We start from the raw sequence: 12,934 nt of genomic DNA on the forward strand, positions 1-12,934 counted from the left end.
CTCGCTCGTTAGCTTAGCATAGGAAAATTTTCTGCAGCAACACAGAGAAATACGCGTGAGGCGGCTTATGGACTAGAAGTTGGAACAGTCTCGAAAAGACCAAGCTGAAGTTGTTCCGCACGTGTGAAGGAAATTGGGTATTGGTCGGTAAAGCAGGCACTGCAATAATGGCCGGCTTGTTCCGGCGCCACGCCGAGCATCCCCTCCAAGCTTAAATACCCAAGGCTATCCGCGGTAATGTACCGGCGTATCTGGTCGAGACTTTGGCGAGCCCCGATAAGTTCCTTTTGAGTTGGGGTATCAATGCCGTAAAAACACGGAGCGACAACGGGGGGAGAACTGATGCGCATGTGCACCTCTTTAGCCCCAGCCTGTCGAATCATTTTCACGATTTTTCGGCTCGTGGTGCCCCGGACGAGTGAATCGTCTACCACAACCACACGTTTACCCTGTAAAATATCTGGAACGACGTTGAGTTTGAGTTTCACGCCAAAATGCCGAATGCTTTGCTCCGGTTCGATGAATGTCCTACCGACATAATGATTACGGGTGAGTCCAATCTCAAAGGGAATCATCGCACCTTCCGAATAGCCTAAGGCAGCCGGCACACCGGAGTCCGGAACAGGAATGACCACATCGGCTTCAATGGGACATTCCTTCGCCAGTTGACGCCCTAACGCTTTGCGTATGGGATAAACGGCATGGCCTCCAAAAATCTTCGAATCCGGTCGGGAGAAGTAGACATATTCAAAGATACATTGGGCAGGCGTTTTTTCGGAAAAGGGATGGAAACTTCTAAGGCCGGACTGATCGATCACGACGACCTCGCCAGGGTCGATCTCTCGCAAAAACTCCGCCCCCATCAGATCAAACGCACATGTCTCCGAGGCCACCACCCAACTGCCCTTATACCGCCCCAAACAGAGTGGGCGAAAGCCATGCGGATCTCGCGATGCGACCAAACACTCATCCGTTAATATTAATAAAGAATAGGCCCCCCGAATCAGCCCCAACGCTTCGATAATCCGATCGAGTAAGGTATCGCCGTGGGAGTGGGCAATCAGGTGGACGATGACTTCGCTATCGGAATCGGATTGAAAAATAGCGCCATAGGCTTCCAGCTCGCCACGAAGCATCGAGGCATTAATGAGATTGCCATTGTGTGCAAGAGCAAGATTACCGAAGGCAAAGTTCACAGTCAGCGGTTGTACGTTTTTCATATCGCTCTCTCCTGCTGTCGAGTAGCGATTATGACCGATGGATTTTGTACCGGTTAACCCCTTGAGTATTTTTTTTGAGTAAATATCCGCGACCAGTCCCATGCCTTTTCGTTGATATAATCGTTCGCCATCCGAAGAGACGATGCCGGAACCTTCTTGCCCCCGGTGTTGCAGGGCATACAACCCCAAATACGTCAAATTGGCGGCTTCGCGATGGCCATAGACTCCAAACACCGCACATTCTTCTTGAAATTTATCAGGAGCTGTTCGGAGCGTTTCTTCAGGGATGAATGTCATCATGTGGCTTTCTGGAAGTCCTATGTTTATTCTACCTGTTCTTCAAGTGACATGTTCCAGGCCGTCCCGAGGGCTTGAAGAGAGACATCCAAGAGACGCGACGCGGGTTGCGTACGAGAGGTCCGGATAATTTGAAGAGAATCGCCCCCGACCGTCCCAATGAGGGAAGCTGGAACTCCATGTGTCTCGGCTATGTGAAGGACCTGTTCAACATGTTGGGGAGAAACGCTTACGACGGCTCGTGAAGGACTTTCTCCAAATAAGAGCGCGTCCAGACGAAGATCGTACGCATCAAGTTCGATGGACGCACCGCATGGTTGAGATGGATGTGTCAGACAACACTCTGCTAGTGTAACGGCTAAACCGCCTTCCGAGCAATCGTGAGCGGACTGAATGAACCCTTGACGAATCATCGTTAGGAGCGATCGATGTAGGGCACGTTCCTGCTCGAGATCAAGCCATGGAGGAGTACCCTGTTCACGGAAATGGACGACTTTTAAGTATTCCGTCCCACCCAGATCTTCTTTGGTTTCCCCTAAAAGAATAACCTGATCGCCGTCTTGTTGGAACCATTGGGTTGTCGCAAGATGAGCGGGTTCAATGAGTCCCACCATTCCCAGCACGGGAGTGGGATAAATTGACAGTCCATTGGTTTCATTATAAAAACTCACGTTTCCACTCACGACAGGAACCTCAAAATGCCGACAAGCGTCGCTGATGCCTTCAAGAGCCGCGATAAATTGCCACATGATGTCTGGACGCTCCGGATTGCCAAAATTCAAACAATCCGTGACGCCGATCGGTTCTGCCCCTGAACAGATTAAGTTCCTGGCCGCCTCTGCCACGGCCAACATGCCTCCCATGTAGGGGTTCAGGAGACAGTACCGGCTGTTCCCATCCGTCGTGAGCGCCAGGGCTTTATCGGTTCCTTTGATTCGCACGACGGCCGCATCAGAACCTGGTCGTACGATCGTATTCGTTCCCACCATATGATCATACTGACGAAAAACCCATCGCTTGCTCGCAAGCGTGGGGGAACGCAAGAGACGCAACAAGACCTCTGAAGCCTCTTTGACATCCGGAAGATTTTCCACCATGAGCGATTGAAGCATCTCTTGATATTGTGGGGCTTCGGCCGGCCGTTCATACCGTGGCCCTTCTTCGGCGAGTGCCTTAGCCGGAATTTCGGCCACGACCTTCTCGTGCTCTTTCACTCGCAACATCCCATCATCAGTGACCGTTCCGATGATGGCGGCATCGATACCCCATTTCCGGCAAATGGCCAGGACCTCATCTTGTTTGCCGGGTTTTGCGACTAACAGCATGCGTTCTTGTGACTCGGATAACAGCATCTCATAGGGAGTCATGTTCGGCTCCCGACATGGAACATGCTTCACATCAATCTCAATCCCGGAGTTCGATCGAGAAGCCATTTCACAGGATGAACTGGTGAGACCCGCCGCGCCCATGTCTTGAATACCGACAAGTAAATCTTTTTCCATGAATTCCAGGCACACTTCCAAGAGTAATTTTTCCAAGAAGGGATCTCCGACCTGCACGTTTGGACGCTTGGCCTCGGAATGATCGTCGAAACTATCCGAAGCCATGGTCGCGCCATGGATCCCGTCCCTTCCTGTCTTGGCCCCTATATACAAGACAGGGTTCCCTACGCCTTGCGCCAATCCACGCAGAAGCTTGTCTTTCTCCACGATGCCGAGACAAAACACATTCACGAGTGGATTTTTGGAATAGATATCGTTAAACGTAATTTCTCCTCCAACCGTCGGCACTCCAATACAGTTTCCATACCAGGCAATGCCGGAAACGACGCCTTTCAGGAGGTGCCGGTTCTTGGGCACATCCAACTCTCCGAATCGAAGCGAATTGAGCAAGGCAATCGGTCGTGCCCCCATGGTAAAAATATCGCGAAGAATCCCGCCAACTCCGGTGGCCGCCCCTTGAAAGGGCTCAATATACGAGGGATGGTTGTGAGACTCGATCTTGAAAACGGCCGCTAACCCGTCTCCGATATCGATAGCCCCAGCATTCTCCCCGGGACCTTGGACCACACGTGTCCCGTCGGTCGGTAATCGTTTAAGGTGCACTCGAGAGCTTTTGTAACTGCAGTGCTCGCTCCACATCACAGAAAAAATACCTAACTCCGTCACATTTGGCTCGCGCCCCAGGCATGTGATGATTTGCCGGTATTCCTCCTCGGACAAACCATGCTGCGCGATCAATTCTTTTGTATTCATGGATTCAGCCGATGACATGTGACGAAGCAATTGCTCTTACCGGGAGGGCATGCGTAGTGGAAGATGATCGGTCACGTACGACGCATATCGTAATGCAGTGAGGACCTGTTCGTAAGTCAACTGAAATGCCTCTTGAATATCTTGAAAGCTTTGTCCGGTCCCAAGAGCGCCGACGACTGTCGCGACATCCACGGTGGTTCCCGTCACGCAGGGTTTACCCGAACAAACTTGAGCATTCATAGAAATTCCAGGGAACACTTCCAACAATTTTCCTCCCGTCAACCTACGTGACAGTCTGTTTCATGGTAGACAGAAGTGAAGAAAAAATCTTCAAGCCATCGGTATTTCCGAATAGATCCTCGGCGCATCGCTCAGGGTGAGGCATCATCCCCAGAATATTGCCCCTGCGGTTTCGGATGCCGGCGATATTTCCTGTGGAGCCGTTGGGATTCGCCTCACGTGAAATATTTCCTTCGTGATCACAATAGCGAAACATGATTTGCCCGTGAGCCTCTAATGTTTCGAGTGTAGAGGAATCGGCATAGTAATTCCCTTCTGCATGAGCGATCGGGATCGTGAGGATTTGCCCAGGCTCGCATTGATTCGTGAAGGCGGTATCAGCCTGTTCGACTTTGATGTGCACATCTTCACAGATAAAAGCCAGACGGCTGTTTCGTAACATGGCTCCCGGCAAAAGTCCGATTTCCAGCAGGATTTGAAACCCATTACAGATTCCGAGGACTATCCCCCCCGATTCAGCAAAAGCGGTTACCGCCGTCATGATCGGTGAGAATCTTGCGATAGACCCAGTGCGAAGGTAATCCCCGTATGAAAACCCTCCCGGCAAAATGACGCAGTCGATATCGGCAAGCGAGGTATCTTGGTGCCAAATGAATCTGACTTCCTGTCGCAAGACTTCGGCGATCACGTGATAGCAATCTCGATCGCAATTGGAACCGGGAAATGTCACAATACCGAATTTCAAGGAAATAGGACTCCGTCAATGCCTTGAGGCGTATGAGGGCGACTCACGAGCCCTAGTGCCTCGAAATTAGGGTGATACCTCAAATCGGTAATCTTCGATGACTGGATTGGTGAGAAGTTTGTCACACATGGATTGAATCGCGGCTTCAGCTTTCCCTTGATCGGTTTCTTGTAGGTCAATCTCGAGGAGTTTTCCCATACGCACGCCACTGACGCTCTCGAATCCCAGGGTCGCGAGTGATTGTCGGATCGCATGCCCTTGGGGATCATGAATGCCTGGTTTGAGGGTGACATAAATCGTGGCTTTCATTCAGCGTGATCCAATCTGTTGTGTTCAAGCACAGACTCGTTTTAAGACTTCTTGATAGGTTTCTTCGAGTCGTCCGAGATCTTTGCGGAACCGATCTTTATCCATTCGTTCGCCTGTCTGAATATCCCAAAATCGACAGGTGTCCGGAGAGATCTCATCCGCCAGAATCAGTTGACCGTCAGAGTCGCCAAATTCCAGTTTGAAATCCACGAGCATCATGCCACGCTCCTTGAAAAACGGGAGAAGGACTTCATTGATTCGCAACGCGACGCGACGCAGTTCGGCGACTTGTGCATCCGTCGCGAGTTGTAATAAACGGACATGGTCTTCGGTAATTAATGGATCGCCAAGGGGGTCGTTTTTGTAGAAGAATTCAACGAGCGGCGGATCAAGGATCATGCCTTCTTCGAACCCCAACCGTTTGACCAGACTACCCGTGGCCCGGTTTCGGACAACGACTTCAATTTGGATAATCTTCAGATGTTTGGTGCGCATTTCACGATCACTCAATTCTTCGATGAAATGAGTCGGAATACCGGCTTCTTCAAGCAGGCGAAACAGTCTGATCGAGATCTTGTTGTTGACGATGCCTTTGTTGAAGATCGTTCCCTTTTTTTCTGCGTTAAATGCGGTCGCGTCATCCTTGAAGTATTGAATGACCTGCGCAGGGTCTGGAGTGGAGTAAACTTTCTTGGCTTTGCCTTCGTAAAGTAGGGTTCCTTGTTCCATGGGGCTTATACTTTCCTTGATCGAGATGATTGATGGATATTCCGTCGTTTCGCGGTTGGCGGAGTGACGCGTGCCCTTCGTGGTTGGCGCCCAAACACTCGTGAAAAGACCAGATTTTGATGACGAAGATACGATTTTGGTTCGAAGCAAGAGGCAATCTGTCCGGGAGAAAGATATTTTTTAATGTATGGGTCCTGTGCGATCAATTGTTGAAAGGTGCCCTGTTTCTTCCAAGATGTCATGGCATGTCGCTGAACGACTTCATAGGACTCTTTTCGCGTGGCGCCTTGTTCGACAAGAGCCAGTAAGAGTCGCTGAGAATATACAAGCCCGCCCGTGAGGTTCAAATTGTGAAGCATCCGGTCGGGGTACACATCGAGGTGTTTCAAAATTTTGTTCAACCGCACGAGCATATAGTCGATTAAAATCGTACTGTCTGGAAAAATGATCCGTTCAACGGATGAGTGACTAATGTCGCGCTCATGCCAGAGCGCGACATTTTCTAAAGCAGCCAGACTATGGCCACGAATCACTCTGGCCAAACCACTCAGATTTTCTGATCCAACGGGATTCCGCTTGTGAGGCATGGCGGATGAGCCTTTTTGACCTTCTTCAAAATGTTCCTCCGCTTCCAGGACCTCCGTCCGCTGAAGGTGCCGGATCTCAACCGCGACCTTTTCGATGCTCGCGGCGAGGAGGGCTAACGTCGAAAGATAGGCGGCGTGACGATCACGTTGAATGACTTGATTGGAAATGGGTGCCGGTTTCAGCCCTAATTTGGCGCAGACTCGTCGCTCGACGGATGGCGAGAGATGCGCAAAGGTTCCCATCGCCCCAGAGAGTTTTCCGACGGCGATATCCTTTCTGGCTATGAGAAGCCGTTCTCGCTGTCGGCTAAATTCCTGGTACCAAATCGCGAGTTTCCATCCGAATGAAATGGGTTCCCCATGAATCCCATGCGAGCGGCCGACCATGATCGTGTCCTGATGTTGCAAAGCCCGAGTCTGAATTGTGCTCAAGAGATCGGAAAGATCGTTTAAGATCACGTCCGTTGCCTCGCAGATTTGCAGGGCAAGCGACGTGTCAAGAACATCCGAAGAGGTGAGGCCGGCGTGAAGATGACGCGCGTCTTTTCCGGCCTGTTCCGTGATGGATTCTAAAAAGGCAATGACATCATGTTTGACGACCTGTTCGATCTCATCAATCCGTGTTGGGTCAATCTTGACCCTTTTGCGGACACGCGCCGCAATGCCCTTCGGCACACGCCCCTGCTCTTCCATTACTTCACAAGCCGCAAGCTCGACCCGCATCCACGACTCATACTTCCGTCTTGGGCTCCAAATGTCAGACATGGCTTGCCTGGAGTACCTGGCGATCATGGGAACGTTCGTCCTGTTCGTTGGCCGTCGGCAGTCATTCCCGAGGGCTCATCATTTCTGCGCGTTTCGTCTCTAATCGCGAATCACTTTGAAGAATGCGATCCAAAAGGCCATTGACGAATCGTTTGCTTTCATCGTCTGCGAACCGTTTGGCCAGTTCAATCGCTTCATTGATCGTCACTTTCGCGGGAATATCCGGAAGCCAGAGAAGTTCAAAGAGTGCGCAACGCAAAATATTTCGATCAACGACCGGCATCCGATTCAATGACCATTCCGTCGCGAAACGATTGATCAGCGCATCTAGTTCTTCTTGATGAGTCTGAACACCTTCAACAATGTTACTGGAATACAGACGAACATCATCAGAAGCCTTTTGTGTCATCCAGAATTCCTCCAAGAGAGCTGGATTCATTTCTTGAAACTCCTCTTGGAAAAGGATCTGGAGCGCAAGTTGACGCGCCGAGCGGCGGGAGCGATGCTGAGAAGACTTATTAGTCGTGGTCACGTTGTACGGAATTGAAGAAACCATGGAAGAGTAATTTGTTCGACCCGGGACATCCCCAATGTAGCGGAGTTGGGCGAGACGATCAATTGGTCTTTTGGCTCATATTACCAACATTCTAAGGGGTCGATTTCTTCTGGGGTTGAGACACGGGAAGGTGAAGGTGGCACATTGGCCTGAAGAAGCGGATGTTTCATGAGATTAGCCATTTCGATGGCGGTGCGAGCGGCATCGGCACCACGATTTCGCTCTAGCGCACCCGACCGCTCCAATGCCTGGTCCACGGTATTGGTGGTCAAAACGCCAAAGATGATGGGGGTGTTCGTCTCAAGGGTTGCCTGCGAGATACCCCGTGCCGTTTCCGTACAAATATAGTCAAAATGCGGCGTGTCGCCTCGAATGACAGCCCCTAAGCAAATGATCGCGCTAAACTGCTGAGAGGCTGCCAACTGGCGTGCGATGAGTGGAATTTCAAAGGCGCCTGGGACGCGAACGATTTGGATATGTTCTTCGCGGGTCCCATGCTGCTGAAGGATGTCAAGCGCACCGGTGAGTAAGCGGGAGGTAACGAATTCGTTGAATTTACTGACGACAAGCCCAAAATGAAGATCTTGGGCTGTCATGCCGCCTTCGACAGGTTCCATGATGATCAGAGACTATTCAGAGCGCCAAGAGGCGCAAGGGAAGAATATCGTGTGCCATGCTGGCCATTGGAAGATTACGAGGGGACATTGACCTTTTTACCGGAAAGTCTGCATTCCTAACATCAGAAAACATAACGAAACTGAATGGACCTACACATTATTGAGAATATGACCCAACTTGGTTTTCTTCGTCCTTAAATAATGGACATTGGATTCTTGGGGGATCATTTCGATAGGGATGCGTTCGACAACGTTTAAGCCGTACCCCTCGATACCGACTATTTTCCTTGGATTATTCGTGATCAGTTTAATTTTTCGCAGACCAAGATTGACGAGAATTTGGGCCCCGATTCCGTAATCACGCAGATCGGCCTTGAACCCTAATTTCAAGTTAGCTTCGACGGTATCACTGCCCTCATCTTGCAGATGATACGCGCGAATCTTATTAAGGAGCCCGATCCCTCGTCCCTCCTGATTTAAATAGAGCAACACTCCCCTCCCCTCTTTCTCGATCATTTTCATGGCATGATGGAGTTGTTCGCGGCAGTCACAGCGCAATGACCCGAAGACATCGGACGTCAAACAGCCGGAATGCACTCGCACCAGCGTGGGGGTTTCGTCTATGACTCCCTTTGTCAGAGCAATATGGGTTCCGCTGTCGAGTTCATTCTCAAACACGACCGCTTCAAACTGACCAAAAATCGTCGGCATTTTGGCCTTTTCAACAGATCGGACAAACGTTTCCCTGTGAAGCCTGTACTGAATGAGATCCTTGATCGTGATGATTTTGAGTTTGTGGTGCTGAGCAAATGCCAGAAGCTCTGGCACACGTGCCATTGTCCCATCATCATTCATGATTTCACAGATCACTCCGGCTGGATATAGGCCGGCGAGTTTGGCCAAATCGACCGAACCTTCCGTCTGCCCGGCTCGCTTGAGCACTCCCCCTTTATGGGCTTTGAGAGGAAACACATGTCCCGGGCGAGCAAAGTCCGTGGCTTGGCATTCAGGATTCACGGCCATTTTGATCGTCATCGCACGGTCAGCCGCCGAAATCCCCGTCGTGATATCGCGGCCGGCGTCGATGGAAACGGTAAAGGCCGTACCGAAGGGCGCTGTGTTTTCCGTGGCTTGAGGGGGAAGCTTCAATTCATCGACGCGCTCAGGCGTCAAGGCCAGACAGATTAGCCCCCGTCCATATTTCGCCATGAAATTTATGTCTTCGGCTGTGACCTTCTCAGCGGCCATGACCAGATCGCCTTCATTTTCTCGATCTTCATCATCGACCAGGATAATGGATTTCCCTGCCTTGATATCTTCAAGAGCCTCTTCAACAGTATCGAATTGATCGGTCATCAGTAGATATTCGGGTTATTGGAATAGTTCAAATGCCTGAATCCCCGAGTCCATTCTAGCATACATACTCATTCTAACCAGACTGTGGAACGGAAAACTCTCTTGAACGCTGTATCACAAGAATGCTGACGCTGGCAAAGCCGGCGATACAGGCGAGCACCCAGAACCCGCTCGCAAACGTGCCGGTCAAATCCTTGAGTATCCCGAACCATGCGGGTAAGAGAAAGCCGCCGAGAGCCCCAGCGGCCCCTATCAGACCCGAAGCCGTTCCCATATTGTTCCTGAAACGCAGTGAGGCTACCTGGAATACGACCCCGTTGCCAAACCCTAAGAGCAGGAGAACACTGACCGACAGGGGAAAAGCCCATGACGGTGGTAAGAGCTGGCCAAGTCCGATACAGAGGATTGTCACGACGGGAAAGACGCCTTGGAGCAGCTGGAGCCCCCCTTTACGGTCAGCGAGATGTCCGCCGAAGGGCCTGGCCAGACTCCCAGCCAACCCGCAGAAAGCGGTCATAGTTCCCGCCATCACCATACTGACGTCATATTGATCATGAAAAAAAATCGGCAGAAAGCTTGAGAGCCCGACGAACCCGCCAAATGTCACTCCATACAAAAAACACAACCAATACATGAATTTCCTCGATAGTGCCTCACGTAAGAGTTGCCATGGAGAAGACGAGCGTCGCATTCCAGCAGATTGGCTTCCGGGAAGGACCGTGACCCAGAAGACGACCGCAGTAAGAATCACAGGCAGCATCATGAAGCCGAATGTATTCCGCCACCCAAACCCTTCAGCCAATCGAGGAGCGAGAAATGTCGCCAATAAGACCCCGCTATTCCCAACGGCTGCGACTCCCATCGCGAGTCCTTGATGGGCTGGAGGATAGGCCTGACTCGCGATCGGAAGCGCGATCGCAAAGCTTGCCCCGGCAAATCCAAAGAGAAGACCGACTCCAAGAAGCATCAGATAATTGGTGGACCAAAGCCACGCAAAGGCAAGGGCAATTACTTCCAGGAGTAAGATGAGCAGGCCGATAACTTTGGGGCCATGATGATCAGCCAATGGTCCGATGAAGATGCGAAGCACGCTTCCACCCAACAATGGCGTAGCGACCAAGAACCCTTTCTGTGTGGCTGACAGCCCAAATTCTTGAGATATGGCAATCCCTAATGCTCCCATCAAGACCCAGATCATGAAACTTACCTCAAAATGGAGCCAGGCTCCCACCAAAGAAGGCCAATATCCGAGCTTGAGTGCTTGAATTCCGCTACGAATCATTGAAAAATTCCCGAGACTGGCAGAGCAAGTCAATGGGTAGCAGGTCATATTTCATTCGATACATGACCGATGATGTTTCATGTTGAACTATAGTTGAGGGCTCGAAGAGGGTGCAATTACATCTCAAGCAGGCAAGATTGAAGGGATTTACGGAAGGGTCGGCTCACTGTTACCGTCCTGAGTGTGGTAATAATGACTTTGTCGTTCTCCTGAAAGTCATTACAATACCTGAATGTAGCTGGTGGAGAATATGGAGATCATCTATTGGAACCAGAGACATCCAGGCAATTCAACCTTGAGACATGTTGAAAAGGACTCGAAGCAACTCGTTAGGTAATTCATGAGTGTGAATAACCCAGACATGAATGAACTCGACCAAGAGCCATTCGACCAAGATTGGCCTCTGGATATCGATGTGGACGTGGAAGATGCTGAAATTCTCCCCCCTGATGAGGAGTCCAGCGCTCCCCATCCTGATACTCTTTCTGATAATGAGACAATAAGTACTCCATGGGAGGTTGTTTCAACCGCCCTTGTTCCGACAACGACACTTGACCGTTATCTTGCTGAAGTCCGCCGCTATCCGTTCTTGACGAAAGAAGAAGAGGTCCGCCTCTTTCACGAATATCAAGTGAAAGGAAAAGAAGATGCTGCCGTCAAGCTCATCTTAGCGAACTTGCGCATATCTGTGGCCATCGCCAGCGAATACGGTAATGTCGGTATGGACCAGATGGATCTCATCCAAGAAGGCAACGTGGGGCTCCTTCAAGCCATGAAAAAATTTGACCCAACCAGGAACGTCCGTTTTTACGCCTATGCGGCCTGGTGGGTCCGCGCGTATATCTTAAGGTATCTTCTGAACAATTTCCGTCTCGTCAAGATAGGCACCACTCAAGACCAACGGAAATTGTTTTTTAATTTAAAAAAAGAAAAGGCCAGGCTTGAGCAGCAAGGCTTCGTTCCAGACCCGAAACTTATCGCAGACCGCCTGCAAGTTCGCGAACGAGATGTCATCGAAATGGACCAACGGCTCGGAAGTTGGGAATTGTCGCTCGATCAACCGCTCACCGATGATAGTGAAGGGACATTGTATGACCTCTTCCCCTCCACCCAGCCAGGAGTTGATGAAGAGATCGAAAATAATCAGTTGCGTGTCCTTTTTCGAAAAAAGTTAGGCGAATTTGCCAAGACTCTCAATGAGAGGGAAGAAGATATTCTCAGGAATCGACTGCTTGCTGAAACACCGCTCACACTCGAAGAATTAGGGAAAAAGTATTCAATCTCCAAAGAGCGCGCGCGGCAAGTCGAATCAAAAATAATCAAGAATTTACAGATATTTATGAAGAAAAACTTAAAGGACTTCGAACACATTCAACTGTAAGCATCCCCCCCCCAATCCCATCGTTCAGCCTGTAAGCGAGTCACTCACTTTCAGAGTTTTTTAAAATATATATTTGACAACCTCTTGACTTGCCTCAGAAAGGGTTTATCTATGGATCAGTCTTGTGAGTATAGTAGCCAGGTGGTCGTTATGACCACGGGATAGTCAAAATATAATAGTCGATTTGTCATAAACAAAGGAGGAGGTTTTCACATGGCAGCATCAACGAAAGAGAAAAAAGAGAAAGAAGAAAAATCTGGTAGCAGCGCCAAAGGGTTTCGTCCCCTGGGTGATCGAGTGTTCGTGACATACACGGAAGAACTCGAGCGTACGGCTGGTGGAATTTACGTGCCTGATTCAGCCCGTGAAAAGCCACAACGCGGTACGATTGAAGCTGCTGGTCCAGATGTGGAAAACGTGAAAGTCGGCGATCAAGTGTTATTCGATAAATATTCCGGGACCAAAATTAAGATTGAAAATGACGATTGTCTCATCCTGAAAGAAGAAGACATCCTCGGTGTCTTTGAAACCAATTAATCAACATCAATATATTTCCCCAAAAACTTGAAACCTGGAATGTAGGCCCAATGGCTTA

At 50.1% G+C, this 12,934-nt stretch carries 13 protein-coding genes; 2 read left to right on the forward strand and 11 right to left on the reverse strand.

Translation table 11 applies throughout. The features are described from left to right. Positions 1-65: 65 nt before the first annotated feature. From purF to MRJ96_15210, 11 genes are all read right to left on the reverse strand, one after another. Entirely contained in the window at positions 66-1,520 is a 1,455-nt protein-coding gene (purF, locus tag MRJ96_15160) for an amidophosphoribosyltransferase (protein ID MDR4502781.1), read from the reverse strand. Between the two features lie 23 nt (positions 1,521-1,543). Next, the gene (gene purL, locus MRJ96_15165) at positions 1,544-3,772 is read right to left on the reverse strand and encodes a phosphoribosylformylglycinamidine synthase subunit PurL (protein MDR4502782.1); all 2,229 of its coding nucleotides are present in this window, start codon (positions 3,770-3,772) and stop codon (positions 1,544-1,546) included. 36 nt (positions 3,773-3,808) lie between these two features. After that, the gene (locus MRJ96_15170) at positions 3,809-4,012 is read right to left on the reverse strand and encodes a DUF433 domain-containing protein (GenBank protein MDR4502783.1); all 204 of its coding nucleotides are present in this window, start codon (positions 4,010-4,012) and stop codon (positions 3,809-3,811) included. Positions 4,013-4,055: 43 nt separating this feature from the next. Continuing rightward, complete coding sequence (gene purQ / locus MRJ96_15175; protein ID MDR4502784.1) at positions 4,056-4,757, reverse strand: phosphoribosylformylglycinamidine synthase subunit PurQ; 702 nt, start codon at positions 4,755-4,757, stop codon at positions 4,056-4,058. A gap of 66 nt (positions 4,758-4,823) precedes the next feature. Then, positions 4,824-5,066, reverse strand: a complete 243-nt coding sequence (gene purS, locus MRJ96_15180; GenBank protein ID MDR4502785.1) for a phosphoribosylformylglycinamidine synthase subunit PurS — start codon at positions 5,064-5,066, stop codon at positions 4,824-4,826. Between the two features lie 24 nt (positions 5,067-5,090). Then, positions 5,091-5,795 carry a phosphoribosylaminoimidazolesuccinocarboxamide synthase gene (locus tag MRJ96_15185; GenBank protein ID MDR4502786.1) on the reverse strand — a complete coding sequence of 235 codons (705 nt, stop codon included), beginning with the start codon at positions 5,793-5,795 and terminating at the stop codon, positions 5,091-5,093. Positions 5,796-5,800: 5 nt separating this feature from the next. Further along, a complete protein-coding gene (gene purB, locus MRJ96_15190) occupies positions 5,801-7,174 on the reverse strand; it encodes an adenylosuccinate lyase (GenBank protein ID MDR4502787.1) in 1,374 nt (457 codons plus the stop codon). Between the two features lie 34 nt (positions 7,175-7,208). Beyond that, complete coding sequence (gene nusB / locus MRJ96_15195; protein ID MDR4502788.1) at positions 7,209-7,586, reverse strand: transcription antitermination factor NusB; 378 nt, start codon at positions 7,584-7,586, stop codon at positions 7,209-7,211. Between the two features lie 197 nt (positions 7,587-7,783). Further along, on the reverse strand, positions 7,784-8,320 hold the full coding sequence (gene ribH, locus MRJ96_15200; protein MDR4502789.1) for a 6,7-dimethyl-8-ribityllumazine synthase: 537 nt from the start codon (positions 8,318-8,320) through the stop codon (positions 7,784-7,786). Between the two features lie 150 nt (positions 8,321-8,470). Further along, the gene (locus MRJ96_15205) at positions 8,471-9,676 is read right to left on the reverse strand and encodes a bifunctional 3,4-dihydroxy-2-butanone-4-phosphate synthase/GTP cyclohydrolase II (protein MDR4502790.1); all 1,206 of its coding nucleotides are present in this window, start codon (positions 9,674-9,676) and stop codon (positions 8,471-8,473) included. A gap of 73 nt (positions 9,677-9,749) precedes the next feature. Then, positions 9,750-10,958, reverse strand: coding sequence for an MFS transporter (locus tag MRJ96_15210; GenBank protein ID MDR4502791.1), 1,209 nt, complete (start codon positions 10,956-10,958; stop codon positions 9,750-9,752). Positions 10,959-11,298: 340 nt separating this feature from the next. Between MRJ96_15210 and MRJ96_15215 the strand changes: the two genes are divergently transcribed. Together MRJ96_15215 and MRJ96_15220 are read left to right on the forward strand one after the other, a co-directional pair. Beyond that, the gene (locus MRJ96_15215) at positions 11,299-12,339 is read left to right on the forward strand and encodes an RNA polymerase factor sigma-32 (protein ID MDR4502792.1); all 1,041 of its coding nucleotides are present in this window, start codon (positions 11,299-11,301) and stop codon (positions 12,337-12,339) included. Positions 12,340-12,552: 213 nt separating this feature from the next. Continuing rightward, a complete protein-coding gene (locus MRJ96_15220; protein ID MDR4502793.1) occupies positions 12,553-12,876 on the forward strand; it encodes a co-chaperone GroES in 324 nt (107 codons plus the stop codon). Positions 12,877-12,934: the final 58 nt, after the last annotated feature.

This window comes from Nitrospirales bacterium, from assembly GCA_031315865.1.
Lineage (GTDB): Bacteria > Nitrospirota > Nitrospiria > Nitrospirales > UBA8639 > JAGQKC01.

Bases quoted from the DNA above. Each gene is read 5' to 3' on its own strand.
- purB (MDR4502787.1), bottom strand. From the start codon at position 7,174: ATGATCGCCAGGTACTCCAGGCAAGCCATGTCTGACATTTGGAGCCCA.
- ribH (MDR4502789.1), bottom strand. From the start codon at position 8,320: ATGGAACCTGTCGAAGGCGGCATGACAGCCCAAGATCTTCATTTTGGG.
- MRJ96_15170 (MDR4502783.1), bottom strand. From the start codon at position 4,012: ATGAATGCTCAAGTTTGTTCGGGTAAACCCTGCGTGACGGGAACCACC.
- MRJ96_15185 (MDR4502786.1), bottom strand. From the start codon at position 5,795: ATGGAACAAGGAACCCTACTTTACGAAGGCAAAGCCAAGAAAGTTTAC.
- purF (MDR4502781.1), bottom strand. From the start codon at position 1,520: ATGATGACATTCATCCCTGAAGAAACGCTCCGAACAGCTCCTGATAAA.
- MRJ96_15210 (MDR4502791.1), bottom strand. From the start codon at position 10,958: ATGATTCGTAGCGGAATTCAAGCACTCAAGCTCGGATATTGGCCTTCT.
- MRJ96_15215 (MDR4502792.1), top strand. From the start codon at position 11,299: ATGAGTGTGAATAACCCAGACATGAATGAACTCGACCAAGAGCCATTC.
- purL (MDR4502782.1), bottom strand. From the start codon at position 3,772: ATGAATACAAAAGAATTGATCGCGCAGCATGGTTTGTCCGAGGAGGAA.
- MRJ96_15220 (MDR4502793.1), top strand. From the start codon at position 12,553: ATGGCAGCATCAACGAAAGAGAAAAAAGAGAAAGAAGAAAAATCTGGT.
- MRJ96_15205 (MDR4502790.1), bottom strand. From the start codon at position 9,676: ATGACCGATCAATTCGATACTGTTGAAGAGGCTCTTGAAGATATCAAG.
- nusB (MDR4502788.1), bottom strand. From the start codon at position 7,586: ATGAATCCAGCTCTCTTGGAGGAATTCTGGATGACACAAAAGGCTTCT.
- purS (MDR4502785.1), bottom strand. From the start codon at position 5,066: ATGAAAGCCACGATTTATGTCACCCTCAAACCAGGCATTCATGATCCC.